Below are 19760 nucleotides of genomic sequence, written 5' to 3' on the forward strand. Positions count from 1 at the left end.
TTCTTCGCCATGAGCGAGAGCGGGACACTCGAGACACTCGAACCGAATCCGGTATGGGTCGAAGACGCCTACGACGACACCGTAGACGCGCTTCGCAAGCACAGGGAGGAGTTCGACTACCTGATCTGGGGCGGCGACTGGTGTAAGGACTGCCGGGCGCAGCTTCCGGACTTCGGGGCGGCGCTGGACGCGGCGGACGTCCCCGAGGAGCGGATTCACCACTACCCCGTCGAGAAGGAAGACGACGGGTCCAAGACCGGACCGAAGGTCGACGCCTACCAGATCGAGTTGATTCCGACCGTCGTCGTCGAACACGAAGGCGAGGAGATCGCCCGATTCGTCGAGGAGGAACCGGTCCCCATCGCGGTCCACCTCGCGGACCAGTTCGAAGAGACCGACGAGATAGAGGAATAGTTCTACGTCCGGCCCCACTGAAGCGCCGCGCCGAGGTCGTGTTTCGGCGGCGAGCAGGCGAAGTTCCGACAGGCGTACACCGTCGGGTCGCCGTCGGCGGCGTCGCGGCCGGCCCAGATGGGCGGCTCGTCGTTCAGTTCGAGCGTCGTCAGCCACGCGTCGAGCGACTCGGCGTCGGCGGGTCGCCACGCGAGGAGGCGACGCGGTACGTAGGTCGAGGCGAGCGACTCCGCCCACTCCGCGGGCGGGTCGCTCGGGTCACAGACCAGCGTGAGTTCGAGCGCCCCCTGTTCGTACTCGTCGGTCGCGAGCGTCAGCGACGCGTGTTCGAGCGGGTTCGAGGAGATGCGGTCGGCGTGCGTGCGGACGACTTTCTCCGCCACGTCGCCGAAGCGGTCGTCGTCTCGGAAGTGCGACAGCGAGAGCAGTAAGGAGACGGCGACGCCGGTACTCGACGGCGTGGACTGGTCGGTGAGTTCCTGCGGGCGGGCGACGAGCGACTCGCCGCCGGTCGGCGTGAAGTAGAGCGTCTCCGCCTCGTCGTCCCAGAACGCCTCGGTGATAGCGTCGGCGAGGTCCATCGCGAAGTCGAGGTGAGCCACGTCGCCCGTCGCCTCGAAGAGGTTCAGCGCGCCGCGAGCGAGGAACGCGTAGTCTTCGAGGTAGCCGTCGATGGCTACGTCGCCGTCCTTGTACCGGCGCGAGAGCCGCCCCTCGTCGGCGTCCCAGAGGCGTTCGCGGACGAATTCCAGTGCATCTGCCGCTACCTCGGCGTACTCGTCGTCGAGGACGATCGCCCCCTCGGCCAGCGTCGAGATCATCAGGCCGTTCCAGCCGGCCAGGATCTTCTCGTCGCGGGCCGGTCGCGGTCGCTCCTCGCGGGCGGCGAACGCCGCGTCGAGCGCGCGCTGTAGCTTCTCGGTCGCCTCCTCCTCCGTCAGGTCGCGCTCCTCGGCGATGGCGTGCAGCGGTTTCCGCACGCCCAGCACCGTCTTCCCCTCGAAGTTGCCGCGGTCGGTGACGCCGTAGTACTCGCAGAATATCTCGGCGGCCGCCTCGTCGTCCACGGCGTCGCGGACCTGCTCGGGCGTCCAGACGTAGAACGCCCCCTCTTCGGTCTCCCCGTCGGGGTCGCTGGGAGGGCGACTCACCGCGTCCAGCGTGCTGAAGAACCCGCCGTCCTCGTGCTGGAGTTCGCGCTGGACGAACTCGAACGTCTCTCTGACGACCGAGGCGTACCGCTCGTTGCCGAGAGCCTGATAGCCGGCGAGGACGGCCCGCGGGATCTCGGCGTTGTCGTACAGCATCTTCTCGAAGTGGGGCACCCCCCACTGGGGGTCCGTCGAGTAGCGGTGGAAGCCGCCGCCGACGTGGTCGTACAGTCCCCGGTCGGCCATCGCGTTCAGCGTCTCCTCGACGACGGCGAGGTAGTCGCCGTCCGTGCCCTCTCGCGTCCCGCCGCCGTCGATAGAGTCGTCCGAGGCGCTCCGGGCTTCGTTGTCCGCCGAGGCGCGCAAGAGCGCGTGGATGCGGCCGGTCTGCGGGAACTTCGGGCCGCCAGACCCCCACCCGCCGTTGTCCCGGTCCGCGCCGCGGTGGGCGACGGTGGCCGCCGTCTGAACGATGTCCTCGTCGGGGTCGCCGGGCTGCCCGCTCGTCGCTTCCAAGTCGCTCTCGATGGCGTCGGTCCACTGCTCGGCGCGGTTCTCCATCTCCTCGCGCTGGTCGGGGTCGGCCCACGAGTTCGAGAGGTCACGCAGTAAGTCCCGGAAGCCGGGCATCCCGCGCTTCTCCTCGGGCGGGAAGTACGTCCCGACGTAGAACGGCTTGCCCTCGGGCGTGAGCCACGCCGACAGCGGCCACCCGCCCCGACCGGTCACCTGCTGGCAGATGCTCATGTACACCGAATCGACGTCGGGGCGTTCCTCCCGATCGACCTTCACGGGGACGAAGTTCTCGTTCAGCGTCTCCGCGACGGCCTCGTCCTGAAAGCTCTCCTCCTCCATGACGTGACACCAGTGACAGGCCGCGTAGCCGATCGAGAGGAAGATGGGCACGTCGCGCTCCTTCGCGGCTTCGAGCGCCTGCTCGTCCCACGGCTGCCAGTTCACCGGGTTGTCGGCGTGCTGTCGGAGGTACGGACTCTCCTCCTCGTCGAGACGGTTTCGGGCCGTCGGGTCCGCGCTGTCGCTCATACTCGACACTCGGTCGGCCGGCGGGAAAAGAAGTGCGTCCGCAGCGCGAGAGAGCAATACTTACGGTGACGCCCATCCGGCGTTCGGGTATGACCGAGACTGTGCTGCTGGTGGGCGGTGGCGGCCGCGAACACGCCGTCGCCCGCGCACTCGCCGACTCCGACGCGGACCTGTACGCCTGTGCCGGGAACAAGAATCCCGGCATCGCTTCGCTGGCCGAGGGCTTCGAGACGCTCGACGCCACGAACCCGAAGGCCGTCACGACCTACGCCCGCGAGGTGGACGCGACGCTGGCCGTCGTCGGTCCCGAGGCACCGCTCGCGGCGGGCGTCGCCGACGCGCTGGACGACGCGGGCATCTACGCCTTCGGGCCGCGGGAACAGGAGGCCCGCATCGAGACGGACAAGGCCTTCCAGCGCCGCTTCATGCGCGAGCACGACATCCCCGGCTGTCCGGACTTCGAGACCTTCGAGGACATGGAGGCCGCCTGCGACTACATCGACGAGTACGACGGCGACCTCGCGGTCAAGCCGGCGGGGCTGACCGGCGGCAAGGGCGTCCGCGTCATCGGTGATCAGTGCACCGCCGAGGAAGCGAAGGAGTACCTCCGGGATTCGGACTACGACCGCGTGGTGCTCGAAGAGCGCCTCGTCGGCGAGGAGTTCACGGTGCAGGCGTTCGTCGCCAACGGCGACCTCCGCGTGACGCCGGCGGTGCAGGACCACAAGCGCGCCTACGAGGGCGACGAGGGACCGAACACCGGCGGGATGGGCAGTTACTCCGATTCGACCCTCGAACTGCCGTTCATGACCGAGGAGGACTACGGCGACGCCGTCGACGTGCTCAAGGCCACCGTCGAGGCACTCGACGGGTACAAGGGCGTCCTCTACGGCCAGTTCATGCTGACCGAGACCGGTCCCCGCGTCGTGGAGTTCAACGCCCGCTTCGGCGACCCCGAGGCGATGAACACGCTGCCGGTGTTGAACACGGACTTCCTCGACGTGCTGACGGCCGCCCGCGACGACGTGTCGCTCCCGCAGTTGTCTTTCCGACCGAAGGCCACCGTCTGTAAGTACGCCGTCCCCGACGGCTATCCCACCGACCCCGAATCGGGGGCGAAAGTCACGATCGACGAGAGCAGCGCCGGCGAAGCGATCCTGTACTACGCCAGCGTCGACCAGCGAGAGGACGGCATCTACACGACGACGTCTCGGTCCTACGCCGTCGTCGGCGTCGCAGACTCCATCACGGACGCCGAGGAGATCGCCGAAGGTGCCCTCGAACGGGCCGGAACCGAGGGCTTGCGGGTGCGCCACGACATCGGCAAGCCCGACCTCGTCCAGCAGCGGGTCGACCACATGGAGGAGATCCGCGGCGACTGACGGCGGACCGGTTCGAATTCTCTCGGTATCACGAATTATTAGAAAGATTACGTCTGTCCCCCTGATTTTTGAGTTGTCCTGCCCAATATGGAGGTAGCCAGTGACACGCCGGTCGAGATACTATGTCTCCATCTCCACTCCACATCTTGCTCGTCGATCGAGACTCGGCGGAGTCGTCGGTCCACGTCGAGGCGTTGCGGGACGTGCCGTCCGCGGCGAACGTCGACGTGGCAGAGACTACTGACGACGCCGCCGAACTGCTCGAGACGACCGGGTACGACGTTCTCCTCGCCCGCGAGGACCTTCAGACGGCGGACGGACTCTCGTTTCTCGCCGCCGTTGCCGAGCGGACCCCCGAAATGCAGACGATACTCCTCGCGAACGAGGTCACGACCGACCTGCTCCGAGAGGCGTCGGCAGTCGGCATCGACGAAGTCGTCCCGCTCTCCGTGGCACCGGCCGACGAGTCGACGCTGGCCCACCGACTCCGCGCCCGTCTCGAGACGGCTCGGTCCTCGACGCCGGAGACGAGAGTCGACGCGACGACCGACGAAGAGCCCTCGCCCGAGTCGGACCTACAGGACCCGGCGCAACTGCTCGAAGCGGTCGCTCGAATCGCCAACGACGGCATCATCACCATCGACACCGACAGCACGATTCGCTTCGTGAACCCGGCGATAGAGGACATCTTGGGATACGCGCCGTCGGAACTGCTCGGCGAATCGCTGACCGTCCTGATGAGCGACCGACTCGCTTCGCAGCACGACGCGGGCTTCCAGCGGTACCTCGACACCGGCGAGCGCCGACTCGACTGGGACAACGTCGAACTCCCGGGCCAACACAGCGACGGCACCGAGGTGGCTCTCAGTATCTCGTTCAGCGAGATCACCCACGAGGGCGAGCGGTTCTTCACCGGCATCATCAGAGATATCAGCGAACAGAAGCGACGGGAGCAGCGGCTGCGGCAGTTGAACGAGGGAGCACAGGCCCTCTCGGCGGCCGAGACGGTCGAGGAGGCCTGTAACATCGCGGTTCGAACCGCACAGGACACGCTCGGTCTGCCGATTTCCACGATCGCGTACTACGACGAACAGACCGGGACGCTCCAGCCGATGGCCCGGACGGTCGCCGCCGACGCGCTCACCGACGAGACGGACCTGTTCGCCTCGGACCGTGACCTCCCGTGGGAGGTCTACCTCGAACAGGAGCGGCGGGTGATCCCGGACGTTTCGGCGGCGTCGGACCTCTCCGCGTCGGAGACGCCGCTCCAGAGCGTCGTCCTCTTTCCCATCGGGAGTTACGGCGTGTTCGTGAGCGGCGCGACGGAGCCGAGGACGTTCTCCCAGCACGAGATCACGCTCGTGACGCTGTTCGTGGCGAACGTCCGGGCGGCCCTCGATCGGGTCGAACGCGAGGAGCAACTGCGAGAGCGAACCGCGGAACTCGAAGCGCGCACGGAGACGTTAGACCGGGTCAACCGTCTCAACTCGGTCATCCGCGATATCACGCAGGTGCTGACCGAGGCGACCACTCGCGAAGAGATAGAGCAGACGGTGTGTACGAAGCTGGCGAACGCCGAGTCCTACCGCTTCGCGTGGATCGGCGAACAGGAGACGGTCGGCGGACGCGTCGTGCCCCGAACGTCCGCCGGCACCGAGAAGGGCTATCTGGACGACATCGAGATCACGGCCGACGAATCGTCGTCGGCGAAGGGACCGACGGGACGAGCCGTCAAGACGCACGAATCGCAGGTCCAGAACAACCTCCACAGCGACCCGCCCTTCGAGCCGTGGCGGCAAGCCGCCCTCCAGCGCGGCTATCGCGCGAGTATCTCCGTGCCTCTCGTCCACGACGAGATCCTCTACGGCGTGTTGAACCTGTACGCGGAGACTCCCGAAATCTTCGACGAGTTAGAGGAGACCGTGCTGGCGGAGCTGGGGCGGATGATCGGCTACGCGATCAACGCCCTCGAACGGAAGAAGATGCTCGTGAGCGAGACGGCCGTCGAACTGGAGTTCCGGGTGACCGACCCCGACATCGCGGCGATCGAGTTCACGCGAGAAACCGGCAGTCGGTTCGAGTTCGAGGCGCTGGTCAATCAGACCGACGGGACGCTGCGGGCCTTCTTCACCATCGACGGCAGCAGCCCCGACGCCATCCGAGCGTTCGCCGACCGCTCGACGGAGATCAGGGACATTCGGCTGATCGCGGAGCGCGAGAGCGGCTACTTCTACGAGGCGACGCTCAACGAGACGAGTTTCTTCGCGACGTTACTCGGGGCCGGGGCGCACCCGACCGCGCTCACCTCGACGCCGGACGGCGCGGAGCTGCTGGTCGAACTCCCCAGTTCGGGCGACATCAAGGCGTTCTTAGAGATGTTCCTGAGTCGGTACGACGCGGAACTGACCGCCAGACGAGAGCTCGACCGACCGGTCCTCACCGAAGAGGAGTTCGAGGCCATCTACCTGGAGCAGTTGACCGACCGCGAAGAGGAGGTGCTGCGAACCGCCTACCACGCCGGGTTCTTTAACTTCCCGCGGGATAGCTCCGGCAGCGATATCGCGGAGATCCTCGGCATCTCCCAACCGACCGTGAGCCGGCACATTCGGAAGGGGGAGGGCAAGCTCTTCGACATCGTCTTCGGCGACCAGCCGGCGACCGAGCGGGAACCGTGAGTCGACGGCGTCGTCCGAGCATCGGTTTCGTCCGAGCGGTCCGACGAACCGGGTTCTTCGCCGCGCGAACCCACCTACCGGGTGCGCATCAATATTCGGAGGGCGTCTCCGCTAAGCGTACGAGTATACGGACCAGCGACATGACGATGGAAGATGTACCCGTAGATGGCAGGATCAGTGTATGAGCGAACGGACGCAGACTCGGACGGTGGGGGCGGGGTCACGAGCCACCAGTCGCGCTCGCAGTCAGAGGGTGGGGGACCTCGTGGTGGCATCCACAGCCGACGGACCGCGACGGCCGGAGCGTATCGACGTCTGTGACGGCACGCTCGGGAGAACGTGATGGTTCCACACGTAGACGAAACGATCGCCGAGGCCTCGCTCGGCGACACGGGGGACGGCGACGTCGTGACGATCTGTGCGGCGTGCGACGGCGAACTCGACCCCAGAGAGCGAACGCCGACGGTGGCGACGATGGAGGACGGCGTCACCGTCTACCTCTTCTGTGGCGAGGACTGCAAAGCGACGTTCCAACGGGACTGAATCGCCTGCCGACGACGGCGGCCGTACTGCTTTCGAGACACGGATGGTGTGGCACCGCCGCCACGGTCCGAGTGGTTTGATTACCTCCGGCCCGCTATCGGTTCCCGTGAGCGGCCAACGACACGACGACCTCGACCGTCATCCGACTCCCGGTCCACGCAACTCCCTGTTCTCGTGGCCCGACGCGAAACACCCGCTGCGCGTGACGGTCAACTACGCCGTCATCCTCCTCTGTCGCGTCTCGCCGAGCCTGCAACTCAAGAACTGGCTGTTGCGTCGCCTCGGCGTCACCGTCGGCACCGGCGTCGCGTGGGGCCTCGAATCGACGCCGGACGTCTTCTGGCCGGAACTCATCACCGTCGGAGACGACGCCATCGTCGGCTACGACGCGACGCTGCTCTGTCACGAGTTCCTCCAGACGGAGTATCGGACCGGCGAAGTCGTCGTCGGCGAACGGGCGATGATCGGCGCGGGCGCGGTCGTCCTCCCGGGCGTGACGATCGGCGCGGACGCGCAGGTGGCCGCGAACTCCCTCGTCACGGACGACGTCCCGCCGGAGACGACCGTCGCCGGCGTCCCGGCGGAACCGATAGAACGGGGCGACGACGCCGACGGGTAGCGCCGACGGCTAGTTCCGCACGCGGACGATACCCGACCGAATGACCAACTGGTTCGGGATGATGTGCTCTTTCCCCTCGCTCTCGACGTGCGTGACGAACATATCGACCTCCTGGACGATCCCCTGTCGGTCGCCGATGACGACCTCGTCGCCGATGCTGTACGGTTCCGAAAGCAGGAGGTAGAGCCCGGCGGCGCTCGCGGCCAGCAGGTCTTTCAGCGCCAGCCCGGTGATGAAGACGAGCCCGAAGGAGTACGCCGCCAGCAGGATGAGCAGCGCCATCGTATCGACGCCCAGCTGACCGAGCGCGATGAGGACGGCCAGGTAGAAGATGCTGTACTTGACGAGTTCCGGCACGAGCGTCGCCTCGGGGAGCTTCACGCTTCGGAGGCGTTCCGAGACGACGAGCCGCGCCTTGTCGCCGGCGATGAGACCGATGATGAGCGCGAAGGCGGCGATGAAGAGGTCCGGGAGGAAGTCGGTGAACTGCGTCCAGTACGCCTCCGGATTGCCCAGTTGGGCGATGTTCAGCGCCACCGTGACGGTGATGATGTAGACGAACAGCGCCGTGAGGTTCGAGACGATGCCGACCGTGGACGTACCCAGACCCCGAGCGGTCCGCTCGAACGGGGTGCCCTCGACGGCTTCGGGAACGCCCAGTTCCCGCATGAACTGTCGCGAGGCCCGCCAGACCAGCACGCCGAGCACCAGGCCGACGAAGAGGACGATGATCGAGAGCAACACGGCGTTCTCCGGCGAGAACAGCGTCCGGATGAGGTCCGGCCAGTCGAATCCCAGTTGCATCGTCAGTACTCCTCGGGGTCGATTTCGAGGACGATCTCCCCGCCCTTGAACGCCCGTACGAGCCCGTCGCTCTCCGAGAGGACGATCGCGGTCGCGTTCGTGTCCCGAGAGATGGCCCCACCGGCCATGTGTCTCGCACCCAATCCCTTCGGGATGTCCACCCCTTCGGCCGAGGGTTCGAGGTAGCGATACGCGGAGACGATCTTCCCGGCGTCGGAGATGACGAACGCGCCGTCCAGCCGCGAGAACTCCTTCAGCATGACGTTGACGATGGGGTCGCCGACGTGGACGTGGGACTTCTCGAAGGGGTTGTACGAGAGCGGCCGGGACTTGTTCATCACCTTGCCGGCGTCGCCGACGACGAACAGCGCGCCGACCGGTTTGCCCTTCTGGCCCTTCTTCCCGAGTTCGATGGCCACCTCGAAGACGTCGCGGACGACGCCGGGCTCGGCCCGGGAGTTGACGAACAGGTCGTAGACGCCCGACGGCGAGAAGTCGCTGGTCTCGATTCGGGCGACGGTGTTCCCGACCCCGCCCAGGAAGTCGGCCACGCAGACGACTTCGTCGCCCTCCTCGAAGAACTCCTTTTCGAGCGCCCCCTCGATACCGAAGCGAATCCTGCCTTCGAGGTCGATGAAGTCTATCGGCAGTTCGACGAATTTCTCCGCGTCCACGGCGTTCTCCGGGCCGACGACGACGACGGGGAGATCCGCGTCCTCGAACCGCTCGAAGGCGGCGGCGTTCGGAGAGAACAGCGAGACGGCATCGGCGTCTGCGACCACGTCGGCGAGCAGGTCGCGCAACTCGTTCATTGTACGTATCACGATGGCAGACAGGAAAAAAGTTTATGGGCGGTCTGCCGACCGTCTGTCTCCTGTCAGACGGTCCGGGTCGCCGAGCGCTCGGTTGGCCGCTGGTCGGCCCGCGGTCGGTCGGGCAGTCGCTCAACGACCGGTCAGCAACCGATCGAAGGCACCGCTGGCCGCGTGAGCGTGACAGTACGTCCCGACGGTGGCGTACTCCGTGAGACCGTCGCGGTCGCCGTCGATGCCGGTCCCGCGTTCGACGTCGAAGGCGAACCTCGCGTCCGATTCGACGGTGGCCGCGGAGTAGTGAAACTCGTGGCCGCGGCGGGTCGTTCCCTCCTCGGCGACCGGCGTCGTCCGCCTCGCGGTCAGTTCGACGTGGTCGAGCGCCTGATAGCGCTCGCGCATCTCGACGGTCGCGGGCAACACGCCCGCCATCTCGTAGGTATCCTCCTCTGTAGTCGTGAGCGACTCCGAGAGCGCCATCAGCCCGCCGCACTCGCCGTAGATGGGGAGTCCCTCCGCCGCCCGCTCCCCGATCTCGTCGAGCGTCGGTGACTCCGCCAACTCCGCGGCGTGCAGTTCCGGGTAGCCGCCGGGCAGGTAGACGGCGTCCGCGTCGGGAATCGAGTCGCCGGCGAGCGGCGAGAACGAAGTCACCTCGCCCAGTTCACGGAGGCGTTCGACGGTGCTCGGATAGACGAAACAGAAGGCGGCGTCGCGGGCGACTGCGATTCGATTTCCTGTCGGTTTCGACGGGGACGGCGACGCCGTCGACGGTTCGCGGGCCGCGTCTACGAGCCCATCGGCGTCGACGTGTGCCGCCGCTGCCGCGAGCGCGTCCCCGTCGACGGGTGATTCCTCGCCCATGTGGAGGCCGAGATGTCGCTCCGGAATTTCGAGATCGGCGGTCGGCGGAATCCGTCCCATATACGCCAGTTCGTCGGGAAGTGCCTCACGGATACCCTCGGCGTGCCGCCCGCCGTGGGCGCGCTGGGCGAGGACGCCGACCACGTCCACGTCTCGGCCGATGCGGTCCGCGTACGCCTGAAACCCGAGCGCCGTCGCGCCGACGCTCTCCATCCCGGCGCTCGCGTCGACGACCAGCACCACCGGGAGGTCGAGGACTTCCGCGACGCGAGCCGTCGAGGCAGCGGACCCGTCGTAGAGGCCCATCATCCCCTCGACGACGCAGACGTCGCCCTCGCCGCGCCAGTAGGTTCGTCGCATTCCCTCTTCGCCGGCCAGCCACGGGTCCAGCGAGCGCGACGGTTTTTCCGCGATGGCCTCGTGGTGGCTCGGGTCGATGAAGTCCGGCCCGGCCTTCGCCGGTTGCGGGTCGTAGCCCGCCGCGTCGAGGGCGGTCAGCGCGGCCAGCGTCGCCACGGTCTTGCCGACGCCGGAGGCCGTCCCCGCGAGGACGACACCCTTCACGGCGACTCACCGGCCCCTCCGTCGAGCAGGTCGTCGTACACCGCGGCGAACCGTTCGCGGACCTCGCTCATCGAGATGCCCGCCCGGTCGGCCAGCGCCAGCGCACCGCCCATGCCGACGCCCTCCTTGGCCTCGCCCGCGACGAAGCGCTCCATCGCGACGCGGTCGCTCTCGTCGAATCCGGGGTCGGTCACGGTCAGATCGACCGAGAGCGCATCCGCGCTCGCTCGGAGGTCCGCCGTCTCGTCGGCGGCGACGAACTTTGTCGTCGCCAGTCCCAGTCGCCCCTCGTAGCCGCCGTGGCGCACCAGCGCCGCGACGGCGAGTTGCTGCGTCCCGCCGGCGAGCGTCACGGGAGTATCGGACTCGACGGCTCCCGTAGTAAGTCCGGCGAGCGTCGCCAGTACCGGGTCGCCGGTCCGTCGGACGGCCCGTTTGGGATCGCCGGCGGCGTCGCCCGGTGCGAGCGAGCTCGCTTCGAGCGCCGCTTCGACCACCGCCCGTTTCTGTTCGGTCGGGTTCGCCGGGAGCGACGAGGAGACCATCGCGTCCTCGCCCAGCGCGCGCAAGACGCCGAGCGCCGTCGTCGTCCCGCCGGGGATCGACTCCGCCAGCCACAGTTCGTCCGCCGGGAGCTTTCGGCCGAACCGCCGCGCGGCCTCGAACGCGCCGTGAGCGGTCGGCACCGGGTCCTGCTCCGCGATGTCGCGCCCGACACTAGCGCCGACCGTCACCGTCGGTGCGGCGGTCGGTTCCGCCAGCCCGCCGTCGACGACGGTCGCTTCGAACCCCAGTAGCTCCCGCACCGCGCGCGTGACCAGCGCGGGGGTCGGACAGCCGCTGGGACTGACCGGGACGTGCTCCGTTCGCACCGGCCGTCCGTACGCGAGCAGTTCGGCGTCCGCCGCGGGCGTCTCGACCATCAGTTCGGGATCGGCTCCAGCGGCGCTGATACCGTCTCGCCGTGCCGTCTCCGTCGTCCCCGCGACGAGGACGAATCGACTCCCGTCGCCCGAATGTTCCATACTGGTTTGTGTTACTGCAACCGGACTTTAACGCACCGGTACGAGCGGCCGGGGTTCGCGCCGACCGCCGTCGCTGACTTCGGTTCTCGTCGCTTCCGTTCGTTGGAGACCCGCGCTGGGCACATGATTTAAGCGATCCCGCCCGTCACTCCGGGTATGGAGGATTTCGACGACCTCGTCTCGTCGCTGACGCCGCGCGAGGACAACGACGCCATCAAATCGTACCAGAACACGACCGCCGTCGCCTGTCCGGCCTGCGAGAAGCCGTTCGACGATATGGTCGTCTGCAAGCGAGAGCTCACCTCGCTGAACCTCGACTTCGAGATGGACCTGTGTACGACCACCCACGACGGGAACGTCGTGTTGTTCACCCACAAATAACGCCGTCACGGCCTCTCGGTGGTAGGAGCGCCGAGCGATGGCGTTCCGGCTCGGGGATACGTCCGTCCGGCGTCTCGCGCGAATCCACTCTGTTCGAACGGTCCGTCACGATCGTCTTAGGTAGTTGGTGACAACTCGTACCATAGAATCGAACGCACTGCGCGTTCCATCTCGGCGATACGGCTCCGCGAGAACTGGAATATACAGGCCGAGCGATGAAGCCGTTTCCGTCTGAGAGCCCGTATACGGCGCATCATAGAGCCCGTCTATACACGTTCGAGAGATCACGACATGACATCGGCAAAACCACCCACCGGCGACGTCACCGCAGAGAGCATCGCACAGCAGAACGCCCGCGAGCGACTGACGGAGGCGCTCGAAGCCGAAGACTCCACCAAGAAGGACTATCTCATCCGCGAGACGCTCCAGCTGCTCCGCGTTGACGACCGCTGAGACGCCGGGAAAGAGCCGCTTCTATCTTTCGGCCACGAGCGGCGGTCCACAGCTCGGCGTCGGCCGCGTTCGTTCTCGGTTCGACTGTCGTCACTTCAGACGGTCCCGCGAATGGCGTCCGAAACTCGCTGCCGGTCGAATAGCCGCTCCGCTGCGGGAATCTCCGGATACGGTCCCTCCTCGTAGGTCGGCCACTCGCCGAAGACGTCGGGGTACAGCTGCTTGGCGGTCATCTCGAGCTGGAACAGGTTGAGGATCGGCCCCTGGTACCGGGCGCCTTGCGCGTAGACGCGGTCGTTTCTCACGGCGGCGATCTCCGACGTGACCGGGTCCTCTTCGAACGCCGCTCGGCGTTCGGCCATGTCCGTCTCCGGTTCCATCCCGCCGAGGTGGAGGATGACGTCGGGGTCGGCCTCCAGGAGCGTCTCGAAGTCGATCACGGAGTTGCTCTCGACGCTTCCCTCGAAGGCGTCACGGGGGCCGAGCGGGCGAGTGTGCGCCGTCAGGAACCCCGGCGTGTTCATCGTGTACGTGTAGATCTCCTCGATGTCGGCGGCGGCGATCATGACCGCGGTCGGTCGCTCGGACTCGGGCGGGAGGTCCGCTTCGATCGTCGAACGCAACTGCTCGTTTACCGCGGCGAGTTCCTCGTAGCGCGCTCGCTCGCGGAACGCCTCGGCGACGAGTTCGAACTGTTCCCACAGCCCGTAGTACTCGTAGTCGTCGGCCCACTCGCCGGTCGGCTCCCGGTGGATGTCGCTGAGGGAGTTCCCGAACCACGGCGAGATGTTCTCGGCGATCTCTCGGATATCCGACTGGCTCCACTTCTCGAGTTGCGTGATCCACGCGGGGTCGGCGAGGTGGACGTCGCTGTCGAGTTCGTACAGCTTCTCCTTCGAGGGCTTCCACGACGAGTACAGGCCCGTCCAGTCGAGGGAGACGCCGGGGAGCCGCTCGACGTACTGGTTCCACAGTCCGTCGTAGTAATCCGGGGCGTGCATCGCGGTGATGCCGTCGCCGCGGCCGAGCGCGAACGCCATGTCCGCGTGGTGGGTGAGCCGCGTGAACACCGTCTCCGGCGGCGACTCGAACGTAACCGTCCCGACCGGCGACATCGTCACGGAGTACGAACCGTCGTCGGTCGCCGTGTCCGCGTTCGAGGCCGTTTCGGTCGGCCCCGTGTTCCCGCCTGTACTCGCTTCTTCCGCCGTCGACCCGCCGTCCGAGTCGCTCGAACAGCCGGCGAGCAGGCCACCGACGATCACTGCTCCGCCGTATCTCAGGTACTCCCGCCGAGTCTGTTCGCTCGTCGTCTCGGAATCGCGTTCCATTGTTTTAGGCTCGCCTAATCGGCTTATATAGCTTTCGAGCTTTAGGCCGGCCAAATCCGCTGCGAAGGCTGCTATATCAGCTGGCCCCGTCGCTTTCTGTCTGCATCGAGTGGCGACACGGATCGTTGGACCGTCAAGAGTCGTACGACGAGAGGGGAACTGATGCGTGCGAGACCGGATTGGAACCGCCCGAACTTCGCTCACTCCGTTCGCTCGTCTTCTAGAGTTCAGAATCCGCTCCATCCGCTATTCGTCCTCGCTGTCGTTCGGACAGAATATGCGCGGGACCGGATTTGAACCGGCGGACCCCTACGGGATAGCGTCCTAAGCGCTACGCCTTTTCCTGGCTCGGCAACCCGCGCGCGGTCCATCGTTCCCGCGTAGTCATCAAGAAGCCTTCGTTCCGGGGCGAGAGCTTTAGGTGGGTCGGTCGCCAACCGGAGTGCATGTATCGCGCGAGCGACCGAGTCGAACATGACGAGTGGCTCTCGGAGATCGAGGCGACCGCCGAGACGCTCGACCTCGGGACGCAGGCGCGTTCGCACGCGGTGGATCTGTTTCTCTCGACGCTGCCCGACGAGGAGCGCTCGAAGCGGGCGTCGATGGCGGCGAGCCTCTACGTCGGCGCGCTGGTCGCCGGCGAGGAACGCTCGCAGACGGCCGTCGCCGACGCGGCGGACGTCTCTCGACTGACCGTCCAGAAACGCTGGAAAGAACTCATCGAGAGCGTCGGGCTGGAAGCGCCGGACTGGTGATCACGACGGCTGACCGCGCCCCTCGCGTTCGGGCGTGAGGTTGCCGTGTTGGTCGATTTCGCCGTTGACGATGCGAGTAGAGGAGATGATGTCGCCGTCGTCGGCGTAGACGTGGGGGACGACCGCGATCTCCAGCGGGTCGTGGCCGCGCTCGCGGCGAATCTCGTTGATTCGCTTGCCGCCGGTCTCGGTCTCCGGCGAGACGACGAGCACGTCGAACTGAGCCTCGGTGGCGATGCCGGTCGGTTCCGTGAGCTTACGGATCTGCCAGTCCCGGTCGCTCCCGTCGGCGAACGCCGATAGTTCGGCCGCGAGGTTATCCCGCCGGTCCTCGAACGAGCGGACGTGTCGCTCGTCGTGGCGCGTCTTCGGCGCGAGGTCGTCGCTGGTGAGTCCGACAGTTACGTCACCGAGTTCGAACGCGCGCTCGAACAGCGCGCGATGCCCGTCGTGAATTGGGTCGAACGTTCCACCGAGCGCGACCTTCATGGTCCGGGCAACGGCGGGGTTTGATTTAGTGGTGTCGTCTTCGCGAACCCCCGAGAGAGCGTCACACGGAATTGTGTCCCGGTCTCGGGGATCTCCCGCTCTCGGCTTCCCGATGGACTACTCGTCGTCTTCCTCGTCCTCGTCGTCTACTTCCTCGACGGAGATGGTGACCGGTTCGCTGTCCGACACCGAGTCGTTGCTCTCGTCCAGATGGTCGTCGAGATGGAACACCGTGTTCAGCTCGGTCTGAACCTCCCCGACGATGTTGTTGACGAGTTCGCTCGGCGGAATCGCGCTGTACTCGTAGGGGTTGTTGCCCGCGCCGTCGCTCTCGCGTTTCTTCCGGGTCACTGTCCCCTCGTCGTGGAGTTCGGCCAGCGCCTCGCGGACGGTGCTCGGATAGAGCCCGGTGGCCGCGGAGATCTCGTCGCTCGTGCTCTCGGGGTTCTTCCGGAGGCTGACGTAGATGCGCGCGCGAGTGTCGGTATCGAGTATCCACGCCAGCAAGTCCACGATGCCCTCGTCGAACTGTGAAACGGCGCGGTCGGCCTCCTGCTCGATGCGCTCGCGCACGTCACCGGTCTCCTCTCCGTCGTCGGGTGTGTCGTCACTAGCCATGCGTCGTCTCTGTGGGGACGAAAGCGAGTGCCGGATAAAAACCTTGGCTCCACTTCTTCGACTCGGCGACGAGTCGAGTGACGACTGCAGAGATCCGAACGTTTCAGCCACTACGAGCAGAAACGATCTTCGAAACCGTGGACCTGTCCGATATAGACTTAAAAGATACTGGAAATGTGTCCCGACTATCGTACATGAGAGTGACCCTATAGTATTTTACTACTGTACTCAATAGTTTTCTCCGTCCACGGCGCGCCGCTCTCACCGGTTCCCACGGTGATGTGGCGGCCGGCGTCCATCCGTAGTGGGGTACGGGGACGTCGTGCAGTGGTGGACCGAGCGCGACCGACGCGCTCGCAGTGGGGTACGAACAGGTGTGGGGACACCGTGTGGTGGCAGCCAGAGCCCTTCGACCCGATACAGCCTCGGTATCGGTCGCTCGTTCGGCACGACATTCGGCCGGTCAGTGTTCGAGTAAGAGCGACTCGCACAGCGACTGGACGCCCTCTTCGCGTCGAATCCGCCGCTGGCGCGTCGCACCGCTCTCGCCGTCGAACAGCGTCCGAAGGCCGGAGACGTCGAGTCGCTCGCACTCCCGTTCGACGATCTCCGCGAGCGGCCGCGTCTCCGCCGAATCCTTGGCGAGCAGCTCTGCGGACTGGCCGTGACGAATCGCGCGCCACTTGTTCTCATCGAGGAGTTCTCGACGGATGTCGGTTCCCGACTCGCCGTCCTCGTAACGCGCGGCGTAGTCCTCGACGAGCGCGTGGACGTACTCCACGAAAGCCAGTACCCGGTCGGGGTCGGCCTGCCCGTCGGGGGCGCGCACCTCGACGGTGCCGTGGCCGGAGTGAGGGCGCACGTCGAACCAGAGTTCGCCCCGGTCGTCGATGCTCCCGCTCTCGACCATCCGTCGTTCGTAACGCTGGAACGCCTCGTAGTCCGCGAATTCGGTCGGCATCCCGGTGTTCGGGAGCGCCTCGAAGATCTTCGCCCGGGCCGACTGCAGGCCGGTGTCGAAGCCGTTCCAGTACGGCGAGTTCGCCGACAGCGCCAGCATCACCGGGACGTGCCAGCGGAGTTCGTTGGCGATCCAGACGGCCTTGTCGGGGTCGTCGACGCCGACGTGGACGTGCAGGCCCGCGGTCGTGTTCCGGTGCTGGGGGTACTGGATGCGGTCTAACTGCGCCCGATAGCGGGGCTTCTCGGCGTGCTCGAGTTCGCGCCACTTCGCGAGCGGGTGAAGCCCGGCTGCGGCGATCTGGAAGCCGTTACGTTCGGCGTGGTCGGCGAGCGCTTCACGCACCGCGAGCAACTGCTCGCCCGCCCGACTCGGTGCCTCGATGAGCGGCGTCTGCGTCTCGATGATGCACTTGAACAGTTCGTGGTCGAGCCGCTCCGCTAGAATCTCCGGCGGGTCGGTCTCGTAGACCAGTTCGTCCGTCCCGGACGTGGGGCGACCGAACTCGTCGACGACGTAGAACTCCTCCTCGATACCGAGCGTACCCATCCGGGTGAAGCTCTCTGGAGACCCCGTCTTGTCCATCGACTTGGGAATCGGAAGCGACCCGTTAAAGACTTCCGTCCGCCTCCGATGGCCGTCTGTCCGGGAGACCGTCACTCCGGTCGCGGGCGGGCGACGACGCCGAGGTGGTCCTCGTGGTAGGGCGACAGGCGTTCGGTTTCGAGCACCTCGTACTCGGCTTCGATGTCATCCAGCACCTCGGCGAAGACGTCCTCGGGGTCGGCGGTCACGTCCTCGCTCCGAGCCTTGACGGCCGCCAGCAGCCGGCCGTCGTCGTCGAGGAAGCGCCGGTTCAACCCCGCCACGCGGCCCTGCCCGCGCGTGGCGACGTCCTGGACGAGCACGTCCACCGGTTCGACGACGTGGGCGTACGTCTCGGGTTTGCGGGCGTCTTTCAGCAGCGGGAAGAGGTTCGGCCGGCGCTCGGCGACGCCGACCAGGTCCCGCGCCGGCCGCGGCGCGAACTCGACGGCGTAGGTCGGCCCGCCGAAGTCGGCGACGTGGCTCACCGTGGTCCCGGCCGCCGCGCCCAGATACAGCGTCGTCTCGCCGCCGCCGAGGCCCGTGTCCATCCCCAGTTCGAGCATCGCGCCGAGCTTCGAGCGGTGGGGGTCCCAGCGCCGCCACTCGCCGTCGGTGCGCTCGCCGTACTCGGGGTGGCCCCGCGTGGCGATGCTCGCCGTCCCGTCGAACTCGTGACGCTCGACGCCGTCGGGGAGGCTCATTCCGCGTCACCCCCGCGCGAGCGGATGCGCTCGATTCGCTCGTCCAGTTCCGCGTCGAGTTCGGGTTTTCGCTCGCCGCTGTAATGGTCCACTCGCGCGGCGATGCTCAACTTCCCCGCGAGCGCCCGAGCGGCGGACCCGCGCTCCTCGCGGCGGGTCCCGCTGACGTACTCGTGGGTGAAGATGATGCCGTGTTTCGGCGACGGCGCGTTGCCCTTGAGGTGGGCGAACAGCGCGTCTTCAGCGCCCAAGACCTGGACGGTGCCGCTGGGTTGCTTAGCGAGCGGTTCGAGACCGCCGGCCAGCGAGATCAGCCGCGCGGCCAGCACCGGCCCGGCCAGCGCCGAGAGGTTCGGCGCGACGGCAGGAGCGGTCCGTTCGATGAACGTCCGCAGTTCGTCGGCCTCATCCGCGAGCCCGACGGTCCGCTCGGCCAGCGACTGCAGCGCCTCGTCGCCGCGGTTCTCCGGCGCTCGCTCGGCCAACTCGCGGGCGTACTCGACGCCGCTCCCGCTCTCGCCGTGGCGGCTGCCGCCCCACTCGGCGACCCGCTCGGCCAGTTCGTTGGCCGTTCGCTCGCAGTCGGCCATGGCCCGAATACTATGTATCAGCTGTTTATCGTCTGATAGTTCGCGTTCCCGGACTTCCTCCCGTGTCGCGTAGACTGTCGCCTCATGCAGGGCCTCGTAATAGTCGTCCTCGTCTTCTGCGAACCCCGTTCCGACCGCTCTTTCCGGCCAGTCCGCCGGGGCCTCCGCGGATCCCGATTCAATAGCGTTCCTGGCGGCGTCGAGGTCGCCACGACCCACGCCCTCGAACCACCCGTGATCGTCGTCTCCTGAGTTCTCGTTCATCTTAGACACGAATTTGCAGATCCGTTCTCGATACAGCGGTCCTATGTCCTCATAGTAACTGTGGATATAGCGGTCTATGGCTCTGTTGAAATCCCCAGAGGGTCACAGGTACGCCCGGAGTGCGACTGAGAGCAGACCCTCCCGAGACCGCGGTTACTCTGGTCCGTGGAACGAGCGTATCACTTGGCCCGCCGAGCTACCGCTCGTCACTCTCTGAAGGTCTCGAAGAGGCGGCACACTCCACAGACGGATCGTCCTGCTCTGCTTCGAAGGTTCGAGACCGTCTCGACGCCGTGCCCGCCTCGCGGGACGGCCGGTCGGTCTCAGAGGATGAGACGGAGTAAGCCGATACCTCGACCCCGCTGTCAGCCCGGTTCGAATCGGTCGAGTCAGCCAACCGATAACACGGCCCTAGTAGCGACTCGCGTTCTCGGGGGGAGTAGTACCGAGGAGGACGTGATTCCCCTCCTCGTATCGTCAGTGCTTATCGCTTCGAGAGGGGGATCTTATAATTATCGTAGCAGAGGCATACGATTCACACGGTCGATATAACAAATTGGCTGCTGTACGTCTCACTCGCCGTGGGTCATCCGACTCACACGCGGAGCGCTCAGGGGACGCTACCACCAGTAACACCCCCGTCATCACAGCGTCCCCGGTCTCGGCTCGTGGGGGGACACAAGAGCGCGTGACGTGGTCCGCGCCCATAGCGCCCGGCCGTCCCTCTTGGTA

At 66.5% G+C, this 19760-nt stretch carries 19 protein-coding genes and 1 tRNA gene; 8 read left to right on the forward strand and 12 right to left on the reverse strand.

What is annotated here, in order from left to right:
• Nucleotides 1–9 precede the first annotated feature (9 nt).
• The gene (locus tag EGH23_RS03185) at nt 10–414 is read left to right on the forward strand and encodes a YbbN family protein (RefSeq protein WP_220578575.1); all 405 of its coding nucleotides are present in this window, start codon (nt 10–12) and stop codon (nt 412–414) included.
• A gap of 2 nt (nt 415–416) precedes the next feature.
• Here EGH23_RS03185 and EGH23_RS03190 read toward each other — a convergent pair whose 3' ends face one another.
• Nucleotides 417–2609 (reverse strand): thioredoxin domain-containing protein, encoded by a 2193-nt coding sequence (locus tag EGH23_RS03190; protein WP_220578576.1) that lies wholly within the window; start codon nt 2607–2609, stop codon nt 417–419.
• Between the two features lie 89 nt (nt 2610–2698).
• Here EGH23_RS03190 and purD point away from each other — a divergent pair, with 89 nt between their 5' ends.
• The 4 genes from purD (at nt 2699) to EGH23_RS03210 (ending at nt 7828) form a co-directional block, all read left to right on the forward strand.
• On the forward strand, nt 2699–3991 hold the full coding sequence (gene purD / locus EGH23_RS03195; RefSeq protein WP_220578577.1) for a phosphoribosylamine--glycine ligase: 1293 nt from the start codon (nt 2699–2701) through the stop codon (nt 3989–3991).
• A 122-nt stretch (nt 3992–4113) separates the two neighbouring features.
• A complete protein-coding gene (locus tag EGH23_RS03200) occupies nt 4114–6666 on the forward strand; it encodes a bacterio-opsin activator domain-containing protein (protein ID WP_220578578.1) in 2553 nt (850 codons plus the stop codon).
• A 342-nt stretch (nt 6667–7008) separates the two neighbouring features.
• Complete coding sequence (locus tag EGH23_RS03205; protein ID WP_220578579.1) at nt 7009–7209, forward strand: DUF7576 family protein; 201 nt, start codon at nt 7009–7011, stop codon at nt 7207–7209.
• Nucleotides 7210–7252: 43 nt separating this feature from the next.
• Entirely contained in the window at nt 7253–7828 is a 576-nt protein-coding gene (locus EGH23_RS03210) for an acyltransferase (RefSeq protein WP_220578580.1), read from the forward strand.
• Between the two features lie 9 nt (nt 7829–7837).
• On the opposite strand, the gene EGH23_RS03215 is transcribed toward EGH23_RS03210, so the two are convergent.
• From EGH23_RS03215 to cobT, 4 genes are all read right to left on the reverse strand, one after another.
• Nucleotides 7838–8632 carry a mechanosensitive ion channel domain-containing protein gene (locus EGH23_RS03215; protein ID WP_220578581.1) on the reverse strand — a complete coding sequence of 265 codons (795 nt, stop codon included), beginning with the start codon at nt 8630–8632 and terminating at the stop codon, nt 7838–7840.
• A gap of 2 nt (nt 8633–8634) precedes the next feature.
• Complete coding sequence (gene dacZ, locus EGH23_RS03220) at nt 8635–9444, reverse strand: diadenylate cyclase DacZ (RefSeq protein ID WP_220578582.1); 810 nt, start codon at nt 9442–9444, stop codon at nt 8635–8637.
• Nucleotides 9445–9576: 132 nt separating this feature from the next.
• Complete coding sequence (locus EGH23_RS03225; RefSeq protein ID WP_220578583.1) at nt 9577–10872, reverse strand: cobyrinic acid a,c-diamide synthase; 1296 nt, start codon at nt 10870–10872, stop codon at nt 9577–9579.
• Nucleotides 10869–11897: a nicotinate mononucleotide-dependent phosphoribosyltransferase CobT gene (gene cobT / locus EGH23_RS03230; RefSeq protein WP_220578584.1), complete on the reverse strand. Its 1029-nt coding sequence runs from the start codon at nt 11895–11897 to the stop codon at nt 10869–10871. The genes EGH23_RS03225 and cobT overlap by 4 nt, the downstream gene beginning before the upstream one ends.
• A gap of 156 nt (nt 11898–12053) precedes the next feature.
• Here cobT and EGH23_RS03235 point away from each other — a divergent pair, with 156 nt between their 5' ends.
• Together EGH23_RS03235 and EGH23_RS03240 are read left to right on the forward strand one after the other, a co-directional pair.
• Entirely contained in the window at nt 12054–12278 is a 225-nt protein-coding gene (locus EGH23_RS03235) for a DUF7385 family protein (RefSeq protein ID WP_220578585.1), read from the forward strand.
• A gap of 291 nt (nt 12279–12569) precedes the next feature.
• The gene (locus EGH23_RS03240; RefSeq protein ID WP_220578586.1) at nt 12570–12731 is read left to right on the forward strand and encodes a hypothetical protein; all 162 of its coding nucleotides are present in this window, start codon (nt 12570–12572) and stop codon (nt 12729–12731) included.
• A 95-nt stretch (nt 12732–12826) separates the two neighbouring features.
• Here the strand turns inward: EGH23_RS03240 and EGH23_RS03245 are convergent, their stop codons facing one another.
• Nucleotides 12827–14062 (reverse strand): ABC transporter substrate-binding protein, encoded by a 1236-nt coding sequence (locus EGH23_RS03245; protein ID WP_220578587.1) that lies wholly within the window; start codon nt 14060–14062, stop codon nt 12827–12829.
• 278 nt (nt 14063–14340) lie between these two features.
• A tRNA-Leu gene (locus tag EGH23_RS03250) sits at nt 14341–14424 on the reverse strand.
• An 84-nt stretch (nt 14425–14508) separates the two neighbouring features.
• Here EGH23_RS03250 and EGH23_RS03255 point away from each other — a divergent pair.
• Nucleotides 14509–14817, forward strand: a complete 309-nt coding sequence (locus EGH23_RS03255) for a cyclin family protein (protein WP_220578588.1) — start codon at nt 14509–14511, stop codon at nt 14815–14817.
• On the opposite strand, the gene EGH23_RS03260 is transcribed toward EGH23_RS03255, so the two are convergent.
• The 5 genes from EGH23_RS03260 to EGH23_RS03280 all read right to left on the reverse strand — a co-directional run bounded on the left by EGH23_RS03260 (nt 14818) and on the right by EGH23_RS03280 (nt 19028).
• A complete protein-coding gene (locus EGH23_RS03260) occupies nt 14818–15306 on the reverse strand; it encodes a phosphopantetheine adenylyltransferase (protein WP_220578589.1) in 489 nt (162 codons plus the stop codon).
• A 117-nt stretch (nt 15307–15423) separates the two neighbouring features.
• Nucleotides 15424–15924: a helix-turn-helix domain-containing protein gene (locus EGH23_RS03265; protein WP_220578590.1), complete on the reverse strand. Its 501-nt coding sequence runs from the start codon at nt 15922–15924 to the stop codon at nt 15424–15426.
• A 463-nt stretch (nt 15925–16387) separates the two neighbouring features.
• Entirely contained in the window at nt 16388–17470 is a 1083-nt protein-coding gene (locus EGH23_RS03270) for a glutamate--cysteine ligase (RefSeq protein ID WP_220578591.1), read from the reverse strand.
• A gap of 71 nt (nt 17471–17541) precedes the next feature.
• Complete coding sequence (locus EGH23_RS03275) at nt 17542–18174, reverse strand: fibrillarin-like rRNA/tRNA 2'-O-methyltransferase (protein ID WP_220578592.1); 633 nt, start codon at nt 18172–18174, stop codon at nt 17542–17544.
• Nucleotides 18171–19028: an NOP5/NOP56 family protein gene (locus EGH23_RS03280; RefSeq protein ID WP_220578593.1), complete on the reverse strand. Its 858-nt coding sequence runs from the start codon at nt 19026–19028 to the stop codon at nt 18171–18173. The genes EGH23_RS03275 and EGH23_RS03280 overlap by 4 nt, the downstream gene beginning before the upstream one ends.
• Between the last annotated feature and the right edge of the window lie 732 nt (nt 19029–19760).

Source organism: Haloarcula nitratireducens (assembly GCF_019599505.1).